General features: G+C 59.4%; 16 protein-coding genes and 1 pseudogene. 12 read left to right on the top strand and 5 right to left on the bottom strand.

The genetic code is table 11. The features are described 5' to 3' along the window. Positions 1-41: 41 nt before the first annotated feature. Positions 42-260, bottom strand: a complete 219-nt coding sequence (locus XH96_RS18000) for a hypothetical protein (RefSeq protein WP_194393629.1) — start codon at positions 258-260, stop codon at positions 42-44. A 748-nt stretch (positions 261-1,008) separates the two neighbouring features. Between XH96_RS18000 and XH96_RS17995 the strand changes: the two genes are divergently transcribed. Both XH96_RS17995 and XH96_RS17990 read left to right on the top strand, forming a co-directional pair. Then, the gene (locus XH96_RS17995; protein WP_194393628.1) at positions 1,009-1,281 is read left to right on the top strand and encodes a hypothetical protein; all 273 of its coding nucleotides are present in this window, start codon (positions 1,009-1,011) and stop codon (positions 1,279-1,281) included. Between the two features lie 336 nt (positions 1,282-1,617). Further along, on the top strand, positions 1,618-1,932 hold the full coding sequence (locus XH96_RS17990; protein WP_246790120.1) for a hypothetical protein: 315 nt from the start codon (positions 1,618-1,620) through the stop codon (positions 1,930-1,932). Between the two features lie 292 nt (positions 1,933-2,224). Here the strand turns inward: XH96_RS17990 and XH96_RS17985 are convergent, their stop codons facing one another. Continuing rightward, positions 2,225-4,015 (bottom strand): adenylate/guanylate cyclase domain-containing protein, encoded by a 1,791-nt coding sequence (locus XH96_RS17985; protein WP_194393626.1) that lies wholly within the window; start codon positions 4,013-4,015, stop codon positions 2,225-2,227. Positions 4,016-4,437: 422 nt separating this feature from the next. Between XH96_RS17985 and XH96_RS17980 the strand changes: the two genes are divergently transcribed. Together XH96_RS17980 and XH96_RS39155 are read left to right on the top strand one after the other, a co-directional pair. Beyond that, entirely contained in the window at positions 4,438-5,388 is a 951-nt protein-coding gene (locus tag XH96_RS17980; protein WP_194393625.1) for an ABC transporter substrate-binding protein, read from the top strand. Between the two features lie 414 nt (positions 5,389-5,802). Further along, positions 5,803-6,146, top strand: a pseudogene (locus XH96_RS39155) (DNA ligase); the annotation flags it as partial. A 185-nt stretch (positions 6,147-6,331) separates the two neighbouring features. Here the strand turns inward: XH96_RS39155 and XH96_RS17975 are convergent. Next, positions 6,332-6,508: a hypothetical protein gene (locus tag XH96_RS17975; RefSeq protein WP_194393624.1), complete on the bottom strand. Its 177-nt coding sequence runs from the start codon at positions 6,506-6,508 to the stop codon at positions 6,332-6,334. A 392-nt stretch (positions 6,509-6,900) separates the two neighbouring features. Here XH96_RS17975 and XH96_RS17970 point away from each other — a divergent pair, with 392 nt between their 5' ends. The 5 genes from XH96_RS17970 to XH96_RS17950 are packed head-to-tail and all read left to right on the top strand — an operon-like array spanning position 6,901 to position 13,521. Beyond that, on the top strand, positions 6,901-7,233 hold the full coding sequence (locus XH96_RS17970) for a hypothetical protein (protein ID WP_194393623.1): 333 nt from the start codon (positions 6,901-6,903) through the stop codon (positions 7,231-7,233). Further along, the gene (locus XH96_RS17965) at positions 7,230-8,408 is read left to right on the top strand and encodes a S8 family serine peptidase (protein ID WP_194393622.1); all 1,179 of its coding nucleotides are present in this window, start codon (positions 7,230-7,232) and stop codon (positions 8,406-8,408) included. The genes XH96_RS17970 and XH96_RS17965 overlap by 4 nt, the downstream gene beginning before the upstream one ends. Continuing rightward, positions 8,362-11,733 (top strand): tetratricopeptide repeat protein, encoded by a 3,372-nt coding sequence (locus tag XH96_RS17960; protein WP_194393621.1) that lies wholly within the window; start codon positions 8,362-8,364, stop codon positions 11,731-11,733. The genes XH96_RS17965 and XH96_RS17960 overlap by 47 nt, the downstream gene beginning before the upstream one ends. Before the next feature lie 3 nt (positions 11,734-11,736). Continuing rightward, positions 11,737-13,005: a CHAT domain-containing protein gene (locus XH96_RS17955; RefSeq protein WP_194393620.1), complete on the top strand. Its 1,269-nt coding sequence runs from the start codon at positions 11,737-11,739 to the stop codon at positions 13,003-13,005. A gap of 48 nt (positions 13,006-13,053) precedes the next feature. Beyond that, positions 13,054-13,521, top strand: a complete 468-nt coding sequence (locus XH96_RS17950; protein WP_194393619.1) for a tetratricopeptide repeat protein — start codon at positions 13,054-13,056, stop codon at positions 13,519-13,521. A 184-nt stretch (positions 13,522-13,705) separates the two neighbouring features. Here XH96_RS17950 and XH96_RS17945 read toward each other — a convergent pair whose 3' ends face one another. Next, positions 13,706-14,134: a hypothetical protein gene (locus XH96_RS17945; protein WP_194393618.1), complete on the bottom strand. Its 429-nt coding sequence runs from the start codon at positions 14,132-14,134 to the stop codon at positions 13,706-13,708. A 182-nt stretch (positions 14,135-14,316) separates the two neighbouring features. On the opposite strand from XH96_RS17945, the gene XH96_RS17940 reads away from it, so the two are divergent. Further along, a complete protein-coding gene (locus tag XH96_RS17940; protein ID WP_194393617.1) occupies positions 14,317-14,658 on the top strand; it encodes an excisionase in 342 nt (113 codons plus the stop codon). Positions 14,659-14,971: 313 nt separating this feature from the next. After that, a complete protein-coding gene (locus XH96_RS17935) occupies positions 14,972-15,382 on the top strand; it encodes a hypothetical protein (RefSeq protein ID WP_194393616.1) in 411 nt (136 codons plus the stop codon). Between the two features lie 3 nt (positions 15,383-15,385). Here XH96_RS17935 and XH96_RS17930 read toward each other — a convergent pair whose 3' ends face one another. Next, the gene (locus XH96_RS17930) at positions 15,386-15,712 is read right to left on the bottom strand and encodes a hypothetical protein (RefSeq protein ID WP_194393615.1); all 327 of its coding nucleotides are present in this window, start codon (positions 15,710-15,712) and stop codon (positions 15,386-15,388) included. 110 nt (positions 15,713-15,822) lie between these two features. On the opposite strand from XH96_RS17930, the gene XH96_RS17925 reads away from it, so the two are divergent. Further along, the gene (locus XH96_RS17925) at positions 15,823-15,987 is read left to right on the top strand and encodes a hypothetical protein (RefSeq protein WP_194393614.1); all 165 of its coding nucleotides are present in this window, start codon (positions 15,823-15,825) and stop codon (positions 15,985-15,987) included. Positions 15,988-16,027: the final 40 nt, after the last annotated feature.

The raw sequence follows: 16,027 nt of genomic DNA, 5'->3' as shown, positions 1-16,027 counted from the left end.
GGCAATTTACGACGGCCAGCGAGCGGCGTGAAGTTCACGTCTTAGAACGGGCTACTCCAAGAGCACCCATACTTCACCACCCAGGTCAGAATGGCTGTCGCAAGGGCCACGATCAATCCGCCCCAACTCGATGTACGGCGCGCTGCACTGATCGACCGCAGATAGAGGAACGCACCTAATAGCGTGCCGTAGTTCCTCCTGAAGTCTCCATTGAGCTTTGCGATGTTGGCAAGATCAAAGGTATCGATTTCGCCGGCCATTGCGCTGGTCCCCTCTTGATTGAAGCCAGCGTCCTATAAACTCCTGTTTTGCCCGACGGAGCAAGCGAAATTCGCTTTATCAAAAATCTTTTAGGTTTGCGGGGAGTAACTGCCGCAAGCGAGATAGAACCGCCATGATCTTTGCCTTAGCAGAAGGGCCCACGCGAAGTGCAGCGTTGCCCGGGGACTGTCGAGGGCATGGGTGTCGGCACGCTAGGGGACTGCACGACCACCGTAGTTTGCGCCGGCGCCGCGCTGTCAATAGCTATCGCCGTCGTGCGAGCGCTATCTAACTGAGCACGGCAATTTACGTAGGCATCGGTGCCCTGCCGAGCCCCGTAGCCCTGACACTTTTGATCGTCTTTGGCATTGCGTTCCGCAATAAGTTGCTCGCTAGTGAGGCATCCGCCCAACGACAAGCTAAGCGCCAAGATGGCCAGAACGCGCATTAAGATATCCCCCAAACAAGAATATTGCTCGTATAGAACCGCAACCGCAGAGCGAAATCAACATGCGGCACTGAGCAAAACATGGTAGGCGCCGCAGCGGCGAACCAGCCGAATCACGTACGATAGTTGGAGCGGATAGGCTCAGTGTCGCGCTTGACCGAGTTGAGGTATGCGGTCTCGGCTCCGTCGCAAAATCTAGCGGCTTGCCTCTTGAGCCTCCTCGCGGAATCTATCTCGCATGAGCACCAAATCGCTAGAGGTCATTTGGGGCGGCCGGATCATTGGCTGGGAGAGGCCGCGTGCTGCGCCCTAAACGCGCCACTCCCACCCACCCCGATGGCCGGCAGATGAAGATCACGTTCGGCCAGATGCGCGCGATGGGCTTGCGCGGGGTTCTGGTCTACTGCCACTGCGGCCATCATGTCGCCTTGGACAGTGCCAGGTGGCCGGACGAGGTGCGGCTGTCGGACATCGAACCTCGGTTCGTCTGCCAAGGCTGTGGCAGTCGAGGTGCCGACGTGCGGCCCGACTTCGATCGCGGAAATCCGCGGCTTGCAATCACGGGCAGCTAAGATCGGTAGCCAGCGCCTAGAGCCGCGGTCCAGGGAACTGCCGAATCCAATGACCTTCTTCTGGGTGCTCCGTTTATGGATACACGCAGAGAGAACAAAGCCGGATTGGTTATATTTTCAATTGTTCTGGGCCGGAGAACGCCCGCTGACATGTAGCTTACCGAAAGAGCGGCCTCAGCTGGGCGGCTGAGGCCGTTGGGGTCTGCTCCGGCTTCAGGGGGGCTTTGGGAACGCCGGAGCAGAAAGCCAATTCGCCAGATTGCCACTTGTTCCCGATTGGTAAAGCCGACCGGGAAGTCTTATCTTCGATCCATGCGCACGGCGTACGAGCTTTGCTTGGCTACCGCCAGCAAGCAGGTCCCGAACGGGCCTGACTGGATCCACGAAGTGAAGCACGACGGCTACCGGACGCTAATCATCCGGGAGAACGAGCGCGCGCGCCTGCTGTCGCGCAGCGGCACCGATCGGACCAAGCGTTATCCCTGGATTGCTCAGGCGGCGCTGAAGAACCGGCAAAAGCGCTTTGTGATCGATGGGGAGGCCGTGATCCTTGGGGTGGACGGCTTATCCGACTTCAACGCGCTGCACTCCCACAAGCATGATCACGAAAGTCCAGCTTTACGCGTTCGACATTCTCGCGATGGGCAGTGACAACTTGCGGAGTCTGCCTCTGCACCTCCGTAAGACAAATCTGGTCCGTCATGGGAAGCTAACGTATCACGGCCAAACAGGGTCCTAAATCAAAATAGGCCACTCTCAATTTCAAAGGTCGGAAAGGCTAGCGCCAGGCGGCGAGAACCGACCCATCGCCAAACGCGCGTCAGACGATGGGCCGTCCCGGGTGGATGTCGTGACACTTGGAGTGTCGCGCCACAGACCGAAAATCTAAATTCGCTCGGCATGAGAGTCGTTCCTCCGCCAGTGGGGTCTGACATGACGCACGCTATCCTTCCGGCACCCCGGCCATACGCATGCCCTCAATGAGGCGTTCGCGGCTAGCAAGAGAAATCGGATTGTCTCTTGGTGCATGAGCGCGGAACCGGTGGATTGTGAAGTTCGGATCTAGCGCAAGTCCCGCCTGTACCGCAGTGCGCGCCTGCTCTAGTTCGCCAAGCCGTGCGAGTGCAGCCCCGAGATGGAAATGCGCGATCGAATAGTTTCGGTTTGCATCGAGCCCCCGACGCATCCAACTGACTGCTTGGGCATCGGCACCGAACTGCGCCTTCGCTATGCCGACGTATATCAGCCATTCAGCAGCAAAGGTGTCACGAGGAGAAAGGCGAATTGCCTCGTTCACATGAGATTCGGTTTCTTCGCCCCGACCAAGAAAGAGTTTCGCAAGGCCGATAAGAGCATGAGCACGGGCCAAATTGTGATCCAGCGCTAAAGCCTGCTCGAATTCTGCGATGCTCTGAGCTGCGCGTTTCGTAAATATTTGCACGGCGCCCACAATCGCGTGAGCCGAAGCGTGTTTCGGTGCGAGGGATAACACCTTGGCTATGGTTGTCTCTGCCGCCACAAGCCGCGCCGACCGGTCGTCGGTCATCAAGGAAGCTCCAAGGTTCTGATCAACCCGCGCCAAACCGACCATGGCCTCGATATTTTCGGGATCGAGCGCCAAAGCCTGCTCGAAAAAATGGCGCGCTTGTATCATGTAATCGGGGATTAGCCCCCTGTTGAAGCAACTTCTACCCTGGAAAACCAAATCCATCGTGTCTGGATGCACCAAATGCTCCGCTCGCCGTGCCTCGGCGGCAATGAGTTCGGCATCGAGCGCGTTGGCGAGCCTCGATACGATTTCATCCTGCATGTCAAAGAGGTCGGCAATAGGCTTGTCAAAGCGTTCGGCCCAGAGGTGGTTGCCCGTTTCGGCATCAACCAACTGCACGTTCACGCGGAGGCGGTTACCGCTTCGCTGCACCGAACCTTCAAGTACATAACGGACGTGCAACTCACGTCCCAGCTTCTTTACATCCAAGGCTTTGCCCTTGAACGTGAAGGCGGTGTTGCGTGCAATCACGAACGCGCCACAGATGCGCGATAAGTCCGTGGTCAAACTCTCGGTCACGCCATCAACGAAGTACTCTTGTTCCGGATCACCGCTGAGGTTGGTGAAAGGAAGCACTACTATGGACAGGTGAGGCGCCGAAGCCGTGTCCGACTTTGCGCACACACCATGGGTCGCGGGGCTTTGCTCTTCCCAGACCACGGCAAAGGCACGGACCGGGCGGGCAATGTTTTTAAGGCTCTGCTCACCTATGTCGGCGAACTCGACGCCGACTTTGCCTCGGACGTGATCATACGCAGAGAACGAGATGCAGATGCCGCCGGGCTCTGCGATGGTCTCAAGCCGCGCCGCGATGTTTACTCCATCCCCGAATATGTCATGAGGTTCGATGATTACGTCGCCGATGTTGACCCCCACCCGAAACGCAATGCGACTGCCTTCCGCGTCTCCAATTGTAAGTTCCGCAACTCGGGTTTGGAACCGCACAGCCGCTCGGACTGCTTCAACCGCGCTCGGAAATTCTGCCAAGAACCCATCGCCAGTGTTCTTCACGATGCGGCCACGATGCTCCGTAATCGCAGGACCGACAGCTTCCGTCAGGAGCATTGCAAGTTTGGTATGGGTAACCTCTTCGTTGTCGTGCATTAGCCGCGAATAGCCAACCACGTCGGCGGCCAATATTGCCGACAATCTGCGCTCGACCCGGACTGGCCACTCTTGCACCATGGCCCGCAAATCCAATCCACGGCACACCGTACACCGGATCACAGAGGACTGCCAAACCGCGCCATGACGGGCTGCCGCCTAGCTGATGTTCGTTGCTCATCGGGCTGAAATGTCAGCCGCACTGACTGATGCTGCGGGTACGCGAACGTTTTGAGGGGGTGCCGATATGTCGCTGAATGGCCCGATGGCGAAGTGCGGTTTGGCTCAGGTATCGGGCACACCGGAAGTGACGCGGCGCCGTTCAAACCGGCGCTTCTGACCGCAAAGCGGCTGAGCCCTCGCACGGCATTTGCGACGCAACATTGACATCGGGTGTGACGATCTTGCATTGGGTGCGACGACCAGCAACTGATATCCTAGAGCGGTCTCCTCTCACTAGCTTGGGGCCCCAAATGAGGCGGCGGGAGTTCATTCCGTTTTTCATGATCGCGGTAATCTTGCCGTGTGCGGCATACGCAGAGAAGGGCACGCTTCCGGTAGTTGGCTATCTTGGCTTCGACTCCGCCGAGAAGAGCAAGGAACTGCTTGTCTCCTTTCGCGACGGCCTTCGCTCCAGGGGTTTTGTGGAAAACCAGAACGTTGCAATCGAGTACCGCTTCGCCGAGGGAAAGTATGATCGGTTTCCGGAATTGGCCGCAAACTTTGTTCAAGATCGGGTCCAAGTAATTGTCGCCGCCACCGGTACCAACGGGGTATTGGCGACAACGGCTGCAACAAAGACGATCCCCATCGTGTTTGCAATCGCTATGGACCCTGTATCCCTTGGTGTTGTTTCCAGTCTGAACAGGCCGGGAGGCAACGCGACCGGCGTGAGCATGTACACTCCGCAGCTCACCGCCAAGAGACTTGAGTTCCTGGCCGAGTTGACGCCTGAAGGCGGTTCAATCGCTGTTCTAATCAATCCGACAAATCCCAACGGGAGTGTAGTCGCTTCGGATGCTGAAGCTGCGGCCAAGTCGCTTGGGCGGACAATCCAAGTTCTGAAGGCAAGCACGGACGAGCAAATTGCTATTGCCTTCGGCGAGATCAAAGACCGGAAACACGCTGCGCTTCTTGTCAGTCCAGACGCATTCTACATTGCGCGTCGAGAGAGACTAGCTATGCTTTGCGAGCAAAATCGAATTCCTGCGATCTACGAATGGTCGCTCTTCGTGAAGTATGGGGGGCTTATGAGTTACTCGCCTCGCATCACCGATGTTTCCCGTCAGCTTGGCGTCTATACGGGAAAGATTTTGAATGGTGCTGCCCCCGCAGATCTTCCTGTCGAGCAGCCGATCAAATTCGAATTGGCGATCAATCTGAGAACAGCGAAGACCATCGGACTTTCCATACCGCCCAAACTCCTCGCGCGCGCCGACGAGGTGATCGAATAAAGGACTGGGCCAGTCGCCTTGTGGCCCATCTGCGACCTTGAAGGCCAGCTGCTCTTCGACCGATGTTGACGGCAAACCGGACGTCAGGGGGACAGTTCATTTATGAGGACACGCCTTAGTTCCTTTGTCCGACCATCGATTTACCGACGACGACATACTCCTGAAACAAACCGCTGCTTTCATTCCCACTATCCGGGCGCGATGTTTGTATCCTTAGATGTTTTATCCCGGGGCTGGCTTTGTGGACCTAATCTTTTGACTGGCGAACAGACTTCTGACAAGGCCGCCGCGAAGGCGGCCTTCTCTTTTCGACCGCTAGTGCCGACACCGCCAAGCTCGCCCGCTAGATCTCGCCGTCGGAACGAACGGCCCTAAAGGACTCGAGTCCATGTGTTTGTTCCGTGGAGTTTGTCAGTGGCGTTGCAGCGTCAGAAGCGGAAGGCGATCGGGACGAAGGCGCCCTTCCCCGCCTTTATCGAACCGGTGCTTACCGAGCAGGTCGACCGCGTACCCCGCGGCGAGCGATGGATTCACGAGATCAAAATTTGACGGCTACCGCGCCCAACTCCACATCGCCAAGCAGGAGATCAGGATCTACACGCGGCGCGGACTCGACTGGACCAAGCGTTTCCGGAAAGTGGCGCACGAAGGCCGACAACCTCGTGATGGTGGCATTCGACCTGCTCTATTTCGATGGCCGGGATCTTCGGCAGTTACCGCTGCTCGAGCGGAAGGCCGCCCTCAAGGCGCTGCTCGCTGTCGACGGTCAAGGGGATTAAGGTGGACACGTTCAACCTGGGCAACGGCCGTCCAACCTGCCGGAATTGGCCTGCCGATTCCCTTAATTCTCCAACGCGAAAAAGCAGACCAGCGGCGAGCACACTCTGCTCCATTTCACGAGCGCGCTGGAGCAGCAGAACTGCATCCTTTCTCGCAACGTTCGTCATTGCCCCTCCAGCAAACCCAATGCCGCACCAGCACCAATCGCCCAAGCCGGTGAACCAATAAAGCCTATCCCCGTCGACATCCCACCTAGCTTTTCCGCTGCCTGGGCACGAATGGTAGCGATCTCGGCCAGCGATCCGGCCGGATACAGCATGATACCAGCGACATTGAGCATGTGGCCAGACGCCAGCAGAAGCACGGCTCTCTATTTTAAATCGGCTCCATACTAGGCCGTGTACCCATAAACCCGGCGGCGTGATGCGACTAAAGCAATGTCTGCTTTGCCCCTATAGCGACCGACTTCGGGCGGCAACGTCGCGATGGCCTCAAGAGCGGGAGCGACAATGGTTGTTCGATCAACTCATCAGTACGGGTGGATGATGCAACGGGCGCGGCAGACGTCTTAGCCTTACGCCACCAACCGCGCGGCTGAGTGCTAACGGAGATGTGAGGCATTTCACCATTCACTGGCATAAACGGTGGTATCGTGCACCCAATTCTTTGGTTCGCGCATATGCGCTCGCCACCAGATTGATTTGACTGCCTTTCTCTCGACCGGAGCATCAGATGGTCGATCGTCAGGTGACTTTTGACAACGGCAGGAAATCGGTAACGGGCCTAGAAACCCCAGCGGAGCCTGTCGCACCATATGGTCAACGCGACGATTGGCCCTCGGCCCTTTCCATCGCTGCCAGCTTTATACAAAACGCGGATCACCCAATGCTCATATTGTGGGGCTCTGATCGAACGGAATTTTACAACAAGGAAATCGCGCGTATCGCTGGACCGATCGTTCACGTCAATCATCCGAAAACGCCAAAAGGCGTACTATCGCAAGACGATTCAGGAGTCTTTGCCAAGCACATCGAGGACGTCCTGGCAGACGGGGGCGACTTATGACAAGGAAGTACATCATTCTGCGGAGTGTGATGGAACCTACAGCCAGAACTCGTGGGAACGGCGGTTCTGATGGTCACTCCATATCGAGGCCCGAAGTCGACGTCGGCGAATTGCAGCCGCGGATCGCCGCCAGCTTAGCGCAAAAGAAGTTCGTCAAGGCAGTAGCGCCCGTGGTGCCGATGAAGTTGATCGCGCCCTTCGCCGTCGCACCCTCCGCGGCGGCACAGACAGGCAGCGCGACCTGGGGTATTCAGGCCGTTCGTGCCGACACATCACCCTTCACCGGCGCGGGGATCGTGGTCGCGGTTCTCGACACGGGCATCATCCCCTCGCACCCCGCCTTCGCCGGGGTGGAGATCGTGCGCAAGAATTTCACTGAGGCTGGCGACGACGATGAACATGGACACGGCACTCACTGCGCAGCCACCATCTTCGGCCGCGAGATCGAAGGACTTCGGATCGGCGTCGCACCTGGCGTTAAGAAGGCCTTGATCGGCAAAGTGCTCGGTGAAGGTGGCGGCGGCAGCGATAGGGTGGCACAGGCGATTCAATGGGCGGTAAGCAGCGGTGCCCACGTGATCTCGATGTCTCTCGGAATCGACTTCCCGGGCTACGTGAAGTCACTAGAGACCGAAGGCGTGCCCACTGAGCTGGCGACCTCGATGGCGCTCGAAGGCTACCGAGCGAACATCCTGCTGTTCGAGCGCCTTGCCGCCTTCATCGCGGCACAGGGGGCGTTCATGCAGCCCGCGATCCTTATCGCCGCGGCCGGGAACGAGAGCCGCCGGGACTTGAGCCCGGACTTCGAAGTAGCCGCCAGCCCTCCCTCGGTCGCCGATGGGTTCGTTTCGGTCGCGGCCGTGGGCAACAACGGCCACCAAGGATTCACCGTGGCGCCATTCTCGAACGTCGGCGCTCGCGTCGCCGGACCGGGCGTCGACATCGTGTCCGCGCGACACACCGGCGGGCTCGTCAGCATGAGCGGCACGAGCATGGCAACGCCCCATGTCGCCGGGGTTGCGGCGCTCTGGGCGCAGCAGCTGTCGAATTCGGACCAGCTCAGCGGTCAGCTGCTCGTGGATCGTCTCATTGGGACTGCGACAACGACCGGTATGAGTCCTGGCGTCGATGCCGGTGACACCGGGGCAGGCCTCGTTCAGGCACCTCAAGGGTGAACTGCCGTCAATGAGCACACCCTCACCTACTGCTTCGGATTCGATCGCCATTCTGCTCAAGGCGAGGACAGGAACTGCTAATTCCGCATTCGACCTGGCCAAGCGGCTGAATTCCGATGTGCTCGCGAAAATCGAGAGCGTCGTTCGCGAAACAGCCGAAGCCGGCGACCTCGATGCGGCAGACGCGATGCTGATGCTGACCGAGCGTGCGGCAAGACTCGTTGACATGGAGTCGATCCGGTATTGGGCGAGGACCGCTCGCGGCCACATCGCCGCGCGTCGGCACGACGACGCGCGCGCGCAGTCGCTGCTCCGCGAAGGCTTCGAGTTCCTCGACGTGCCCTCCACGCCGAACGACGAGGTGCTCCTGAGAGCTTATTGCGCCGCCGGCATTTCGCTGTCCGAACATGCGATACGGGAGAGCAAGACCGCCGAGGCGCGTGAGCTGCTGGGCCGGGTCCTGCGCCGCGCGAGGGGGGCGCCTTCACCGGACCTTCAGCTAAGCATCGTCGCCAGACTCCTCTGGCTGGCGCTGTCGACCGATGATCTCGCCTCGGCTAAAGCCCATGCGCTGCGCCTGATCGCTTTGCCGATCTGGAAGGCCAGCGCAAGCGACCGCGCATTTCGGGAACACCTGGTGACGCTCCTGGGCACGACGGCAGCGCGACTATATGAGGCGGGTGAGGCGGAATATGCTTCGGCGCGACGGATCGCGCGCATCCTGGACGAGAAAGCCGGCCCGAACAGGCCACTACTACTGGTGCTCGCGCGTACCGCTTTTGCGCTGGAGGATTTCGCCGACGCGCTTGTATGGCTGGATAGGCTGCTTGAGGCGCCCGGCGAAAGGCACGGTGGTTACGACGTATCGGACCTGCATCACCGCCGCGCGATGTGTCTTCTGCACCTTAATCGCGCGCCGGAAGCAGTCGCTTCAATCCAGCGTGGCATTCAGGCTGCGCCGTTGAGCCCTTATCTCAGGTTCGCCGCGGCTCAGATTCTCGAAGCTACCGGTGACGCCAGCCGTGCCGTCGAGGAATACACGGAAACGATTAGAATCTGCCAGCAGCGTCTCGCGGACGCGCCATCGAGACCGGCACAAGCGTCATCACACCAGGAGCACGTTTCGATCGAGGATCTGCGCGACTTTGCCATCTTCCGCCGCGCCTACCGCCAGCGCGGCGACGGGCGCAAAGCCGAGGCGGTGTCCGGCCTTCAACTGCTGTTGGGTCACGGGGACAAGGTCTCCCGAAGCAGCGCGCTCGTCTTGCTCGCTGAGTGGGCGCGGGAAGAAGGACGCCTGCAGGAAGCGGCAGACTTGCTCGGGCTTGCCCTATCACTCGGCTCCGAGCCTTTCGACGACGTCGAGTTGCGCCTCGCAACGGTGCTCGTCGAGCAAAGACGGTTCGACGAGGCACTCGAATCGATCGCCCCCCTCTGCCACAAGAGCCGCCGGCCCGAGCAATGTATCGCGCTGCTCGATCGCATTCCGGGGAACTGGAGCGGCCACGCGCGTGCCCTTAAATGGCGCGGCTACGCGAAAACCGAGGGCGGTTGGCCTCGGGAAGGACTCGAGGACCTCGATGCGTCGCTGAAGGCGGCCCCCACGGACCCGGAGACCCTGCTTTGGCGCGCCCTGGCCCGCATCACAGCGGGAATACAGGAAGGTCAGACTGATTGGAACAAGTCGCGCAACATGCGGCACATACGCGAATCGTTAAGCGATCTCTACGCCGCGTTGAAGCTAAGTCCCGATCATGCGGAGGTCCGGCGCGTCATCCAGTGGCTCGTCGAGCGCGCCGCCGCGAACCCCGAAATGTACGAAATATTCTCGGCCGGCGGATCCCAAGAGGGCGATCTATTCAACGCATTCCCGGGTTTGAAATCCGCGTTCGAACAGGCCTGGAAGGCCGACTCCCTCGGCGTGAAGCGGCAGTACGCCGAGTGCGCGCTCGCATGGACCGCGGCGATGCGGGCCTATGAGAAGCTGGGCTTCATGATCCTGGCGGAGAGCGTCCACCTTCGCCTTGCTGACGTTCATCTGCGATTGCTCGACCTGGAGAAGGCGGCAACACATCTCGAACGAGCCGAGAACTGGCACTTCCTGGTCAATGTGCCGTTAAGCCTCGATGTACAGGAGCAGTATCGGGAGCTTGTAACCAAGCGAGGACGCTACGAGAGTCCGACACTCGGCCGCGAGCTGGAGTACGCCTGGATCTACGACCACACGGCGCACTACCAACTGAAATTGATGATCATTAAAGGCACGTATTGCCATCGCGTCGGCAACCTGGCCGGCGCTGTCGAGTGTGCCGACCTCTTGATGCCGCTGCTCTCGGACCTCGATCAGGTCCTGGACAGATACTTTAATGTCCAGGAAGTCATCGAGGTCGCGGGAATCCTGCGCAGCGCCGGGCGTTACGACGACGCGTTGGGCCTGCTCGATTTGCTTCAAGGACCTGCCGTGGAGAGGCGTAAGTCCTTCGATGTGCTCTACGCCCGCGGTCTGATCTACGACGCCAACGGAAAGTCTCTGCTCGCGGTCGATTCCTATGAGAAGGCCCTCGCGGTCATCGGGGAGCGACCGGCTGCCGCGGGCGTTACGCCGTACCTTCAATACGCTGCCAGCCTCCTCAACGTCGGTCGCGCCGCCGACGCGCGCGAGACCGTGAAGAAACTCGACATCGAGCAGGCCGCCTCGTCGGACCGCGATCGTTTGATGTACTACACGCTGGCAGCGGCAATCGATGCCGACCGTCTTGCCTACGCCGACGCGCTGAACTCGGTGAGCAAGGCGCTTGCCATAGCGGAGGGGCGCAGAGTGGAAATTAGGGATGTCACCAGCCGGCGCGCGTGGCAGGGGCAGCAGACCAATATGTACTCGATTGCAGTAAAGCTGCACGTCGACATGGGTTGTCCGGGAGAAGCCTGGCACAACGTCGAGATGTCCAAGGCGAGAACCCTTCTCGATGAGCTGGCCGGAAGGGGGGCGCTGTCTCCGGAGCACGCCGCGCTCGTCGAACACCTGGAGACGGTCGAGCAGGCCATACAGATCATCGAGCGTGGCGTCGATCCAAGAACTGCGGAAGATGCGGACCCATCGCGGATCGAGATGTTGGCCAAGCTCGCGCATCTCCTGAAATCTTCTTTTGAGGACGTGCTTGCCTCACCTTCCTTCAAGGAGCGCGACCTGCCGGGTCTGAAGGGAATGCTGGACGAGCGTCGCGGCCGGATCTCGGACCAGGAGCGAGCGATGAGAGACGCGGCAAGCGGCGCCGTGGACGCGGTCATTGGGCTCGACGAGCTCGCTGCACTTCTAGAGGGGTAGCCGATGACTCTCCTTGCCGAGTACTTCTGCGGTCGCGACGAAATTTACCTGTTCATTGCCAGTGCGCGCAGGAGCAACCTGCATGTCACGCGCTTCCCGCTGCAGCCGCTCTACGAGGAAATTACCGTGTACCTAGGCAAGCTTCTCAGAGCGGGTAGCAGCGAAGCCGGAAATGCGCTGCGCTCGCTTGTGCAACCCATCATCGAGCACAGCAACGAGGACGAGGTCGTCTGCGTCGTACCGTACGACATGCTGCACTACCTGCCTTTTCACGCGCTACCGACATCCGAAGGAATCCTGGGATTCCGCAATCCCGTCTGCTACGCGCCGAGCGCATCTGCATTGTCCGTTTGTCGTGGCGCGACCCGCCTCGGAGGCAATCCCGTCGTGGTCGCAGGCGATCCGACGGGTGATCTCAAGTACGCGCGTCGCGAGGCAGAGAGCGTGGCTGAAGCGTTCCATGGCACGCTTCTATCCGGCGCCCGCGCAACCAAGAAAGCCCTGTTCGCCGAGCTTGCAAGATACGACGCAGTCGACATTCTTCACCTCGCCTGTCATGGGCTCGCCGGCGCTAAGGAAGCCATGCAATCCGGAATCATCCTGGCTGCCGATCCCGCGAGCGACGAGCTGCGCGGCGAGCTTCTGGCGGCCAATGAAATACTTAGGCGCAAGCTGCACGCCGGCCTCGTCACAGTCAGTGCCTGCGATGCTGGGCTTGGTCAGGTCACGGCCTCAGATGAGGTCCTTGGACTTACGCGCGCGCTGTTGTACGCCGGCGCTGCGTCAGTGTTGCTGTCTTACTGGCCGCTCGATGACTTTTCGACCTATCTTATCGTTACGCGCGCCTATGAGAGCCTGCGCCATATGATCGCGGAAGGCGCTGGGGACAAAGCAACGGCCATCCGCGAAGCACAGCGATACGTGTATGACCTGACTGTGCGTGATGTGGTCGGCCAGTGCGACGTGACGGCCGCGCAATGCGCTGCGCGATCCGATTTGCAGGGCCAGTTCGATTTGCTGGAGAAAGCGGCTGAATTGGTCACCGCGGCCGGGGATCTTCAGGAAGCGCTGCGGCGCTACCAGTTGTTGCGAACGCTCGCCCAGTCATCACCTGCAGCGTTTCCACGTCGCGGCGATTATCTTCCGGATCAGATCGAGGAACTTGAGTTCCGCATGCTACTGAAGCCTCCGCCCTTGAATTACGAGCGGAGGCCGTTCAATGCCGAGCAACACTGGGCCGGTTTCTTTCTTCACGGGGACTGGAAGCTCTGATGCGTTATTACTGGTCGATCGTGCAGGTCAAACATACGGGAGGTCGCCTTGTCGGACGAGCACACACCCGAAGGGCTACAACTGGCGGAAGCTGGTGTTCAACTGACGCAAGCTGGAGACTTTCTTGCAGCTGCGGAGAAGTTTATCGCCGCGGTTCAGATCAACGAGCGCGACTGGGCTAGCTGGCATCACCTGGGCTTGTGCCTGCTGAAGCTTCAGCAGCCCGAGGAAGCTGTGGTCGCCCTGCGCAACAGCACCAGTCTCGCGCCGAAGTTCGTGCAATCTTGGAACAACCTAGGAACCGCGCTAGCGATGCTCAACGATTGGGTTGGGGCGGCGAGCGCGTTCGAGGCGGGAATCGAAGCAGATCCTAACTACGCGAAGAATCACTTTGGCCGCGGCAATGTTTACCTGATGGCCGGTGAGAGCGACGAAGCCCGAGCATGCTTCCAGCGAGCACTGGCTCTCGATCCCGATTATCACCTCGCGCGCCAGGCGCTGGCGCAACTTGCATGATCAGGTTTGGGCGGCATCTTTGAGCTTTAAATGTAGCTCGCGCCCGGCGATCGCACCAAGTGGTGAGATCGTAAAACGACTAGGTGAATTTCCTCAACGTGGCTGCCGTAAGCTTCGCGATTTCTTTGTGTTTATCCTGGCTTTGATCGCTCACTAGCCTTCCCTTCTGTGTGCCTCGCGGAGGCTAAATGACAGGACAGTTCTGATCGCCCCCGGCCCACCCAAGTATCAGCGCTTTGTATCGCTCGCTTGCCAGGGTGTTACCCGAGCGTACCGTCAACTTTGAGCCAGTCGGCTCCTTGTCGACGCGTACCGAAAGGTAGTAGTTGCGCGTCCCCAGGTTGATCAGAGAAAGCGTTAGCTCTCCATAGCCGAGTTCCGAATACAGTTCTGAGTCGACCGCAAAGGATGCATAAGCACTAACATTGCCCGCGAAACAGCGTTTCGCCGTCGTCGAAACTCTCCGATAAATCTCCTGGTAGTTTTCGGAATACGCCTGGACGATCGGTGCCGCCTTGGCTTCGAGATCGGCCGGCGTGGACGAGCAGGCCACCAGTGAGAAAGCGCAAACACCCAATGCGGCATAAAGCGCCGCGCGCGCGAAAATACTCATTTGAAATACCCCCAATTGCGACATTCAAACGCAACCGACGACCCGACGCAACTACAAAATGTTTGTGGAAACAGGTGCTTATGTAGATTGTCAACATAACCTGAGGCGCGCGCGTGTTATCTGATCGGCTCGGCTCATGGTGCGTGCTCGCGAGAAATTCAGACAGAACTTGGCGATCTGAGATGAAAAGCAAATCCCGACTCAACGGTCACTTCGAAACCGAGAGAGACGCGATTTCTCCTGAGACGCCGCTTCGCCTGGCCATTGCCGCGGAAGTTGCTTTCCCGCAGGGCGGTATGACCGCTAGCGGACTCCGTAAAGAGGCTGCGCGCGGCCGGCTAATGATCGAGAGAATTGCAGGTAAGGATTACACGACTTTGGCCGCAATCGCTAAGATGAGAGAACTCTGCCGCATTCCTGCGGCGTCGGAAGTGAATTCAAGCGAAGCACTGGAATCTGCAGCATCGAAGCTGGAGGCCTTCCGAAAGCGGCTGGAGAGCCGGCCACCCTGGCCGCGAAAATGACCGCCGCCCCTCGCTTGATGACCGGACGTGAAGCCGCTGCGTACTGCAACGTTACGCAGGCGACGTGGGCGAAATGGGTTGCATCCGGCATTGTGCCGCCGCCATTGCCAGGCACGCGCCGTTGGGACCGCAAGGCGCTCGACCTAGCGTTGGACAAGTTGTCGGGCATTGAGGCCCCTGCAGAGCGTCCGGAAGAGGACGTCGGCGCGACTTTGGCCACCTGGAAAGCCGAAAATGAGGCGCGCAAGAACGCTGCTAGAGCGGAGGCGGAATGGGAACGGAAATATGAAGCGAGAAAAGCTCGGCGTCCTCGATGACTGATGATGACCCGCTGATCACCCTCGACGAAGCCGCCAAGCTCATCCCTGGCGCCGACGCGGACACCTTGAAGCAAATGCACCGCGCTGGAAAGCTGGTCTGTTACAGGCCGGGCAAGAAGCTGCTTACGACCGCGGCAAACGTCATCGAGGCGGTAAAGGTCAATTCTCGCGTGACGCCTGCAAGGGTGGTTCAACAATCCCGACTGGATGCCGCCGCAATGGAGCGATCGAAAGCGGCGTTAGATCTCGTGTTGGAAAATCTCCGCCGTATTGATCAAGAAAAGAAACAAGCGGCACGAGCGCAGCGCGATCGCAATAATTTAATCAGAAAGGCGGAACGGGACGCTGAGCGCCGCGCCGCGCGGAAGGCGGCACAGGCTAGAGCCCGGCCGCCCCGCAAATGACAGTTAGGCGTAAAAGTGACGCTCGCGCCGGCCGCGCCGAACCGCATGCCACTGCACGTCCGTCTCGCTATACCCTGGCAACGCCAACAGCCTGTCGCGCAGGCCCGCCACCGCGGCTTCGCGAGCGTCGGCCTTGGTCAGGCGGAAACCGCGCCGATGGGCCGCCTTGATCGCGTTGCTGATGGCGGTCGGGCTGGCTTCGATGGCGAAAGCCCGCACGGCGGACTCATATTCGCGGCGCTCGCTGTGAGAGCCGAGGTAAGTGCGGGCGCTCGAAAAGAACGCGCCGGGCAAGTTTTGATCGAACGTGCATTTGGCAAGATTAATCATTGCTGCTCTCCGATTCGGCCGGGCCATTGCCTCAAGCTCGAAAATAGCGTATATGCGATATATGCGATATTGTCAATAACGCATATGCGCTATTTGTTGGAGTAGTACCGATGCCGCGTCCCGAAATTTATCCCGTCAAGAAACTCGTCGGGCTCACTGAAAGCATGCTCGAAGCAATCGACAAATGGCGTGCGAAGCAGAAGCCGATCCCGAATGTGTCAGATGCCATCCGGCAATTGATCGAGATCGGATTGAAAGCGCGCGTTAAGGAGTAGCGCCGCAACTGGGGCATTAACGCGCCGTTAGTTTACTCGG

It is taken from the genome of Bradyrhizobium sp. CCBAU 51765 (genome assembly GCF_015291725.1).
Lineage (GTDB): Bacteria > Pseudomonadota > Alphaproteobacteria > Rhizobiales > Xanthobacteraceae > Bradyrhizobium > Bradyrhizobium liaoningense.
This window is presented reverse-complemented; position numbering and strand designations above follow the sequence as displayed.

Bases quoted from the DNA above. Each gene is read 5' to 3' on its own strand.
- XH96_RS17975 (WP_194393624.1), bottom strand. From the start codon at position 6,508: ATGCTCAATGTCGCTGGTATCATGCTGTATCCGGCCGGATCGCTGGCC.
- XH96_RS17960 (WP_194393621.1), top strand. From the start codon at position 8,362: ATGCCGGTGACACCGGGGCAGGCCTCGTTCAGGCACCTCAAGGGTGAA.
- XH96_RS17955 (WP_194393620.1), top strand. From the start codon at position 11,737: ATGACTCTCCTTGCCGAGTACTTCTGCGGTCGCGACGAAATTTACCTG.
- XH96_RS17935 (WP_194393616.1), top strand. From the start codon at position 14,972: ATGACTGATGATGACCCGCTGATCACCCTCGACGAAGCCGCCAAGCTC.
- XH96_RS17970 (WP_194393623.1), top strand. From the start codon at position 6,901: ATGGTCGATCGTCAGGTGACTTTTGACAACGGCAGGAAATCGGTAACG.
- XH96_RS17945 (WP_194393618.1), bottom strand. From the start codon at position 14,134: ATGAGTATTTTCGCGCGCGCGGCGCTTTATGCCGCATTGGGTGTTTGC.
- XH96_RS17930 (WP_194393615.1), bottom strand. From the start codon at position 15,712: ATGATTAATCTTGCCAAATGCACGTTCGATCAAAACTTGCCCGGCGCG.
- XH96_RS17980 (WP_194393625.1), top strand. From the start codon at position 4,438: ATGATCGCGGTAATCTTGCCGTGTGCGGCATACGCAGAGAAGGGCACG.
- XH96_RS17965 (WP_194393622.1), top strand. From the start codon at position 7,230: ATGACAAGGAAGTACATCATTCTGCGGAGTGTGATGGAACCTACAGCC.
- XH96_RS17940 (WP_194393617.1), top strand. From the start codon at position 14,317: ATGAAAAGCAAATCCCGACTCAACGGTCACTTCGAAACCGAGAGAGAC.
- XH96_RS17985 (WP_194393626.1), bottom strand. From the start codon at position 4,015: ATGGTGCAAGAGTGGCCAGTCCGGGTCGAGCGCAGATTGTCGGCAATA.
- XH96_RS18000 (WP_194393629.1), bottom strand. From the start codon at position 260: ATGGCCGGCGAAATCGATACCTTTGATCTTGCCAACATCGCAAAGCTC.
- XH96_RS17925 (WP_194393614.1), top strand. From the start codon at position 15,823: ATGCCGCGTCCCGAAATTTATCCCGTCAAGAAACTCGTCGGGCTCACT.